Source organism: Pseudoalteromonas aliena, from assembly GCF_038155085.1.
Classification (GTDB): domain Bacteria; phylum Pseudomonadota; class Gammaproteobacteria; order Enterobacterales; family Alteromonadaceae; genus Pseudoalteromonas; species Pseudoalteromonas aliena_A.
This window is the reverse complement of sequence record NZ_JBAKAU010000281.1, coordinates 1-210: the sequence shown is the minus strand read 5'-3', so window position 1 is coordinate 210 and position 210 is coordinate 1. Positions and strand designations below refer to the sequence as shown.

The following is a 210-nucleotide window of genomic DNA, read 5'->3' as shown; positions in this document are numbered from 1 at the left end:
CTGTGGTAGAAATGGCAGACGCTGAATACATGGTAACAAGCACCGGGTATATTATAAGGGTAGCCGATTTAGAGGCTATTCCTCTTGTTGTAAATGCTAATGGTACTGCGCTGCAATTGCGAGATGTAGCCGACATACTGTTAGGGCCGCAAATGCGCCGCGGTATATATTATCGCCTCAGAAGAACTAGGCAATAATGTGGCAGATATA

The 210-nt window shown here is 45.2% G+C and carries 1 protein-coding gene; it reads left to right on the top strand.

Annotated features, from left to right (window positions below; all coding sequences use genetic code 11):
* The coding region (locus V6260_RS19400; protein WP_341595634.1) for a hypothetical protein at positions 1 to 197 on the top strand (197 nt) is incomplete at its 5' end.
* Positions 198 to 210 lie beyond the last annotated feature (13 nt).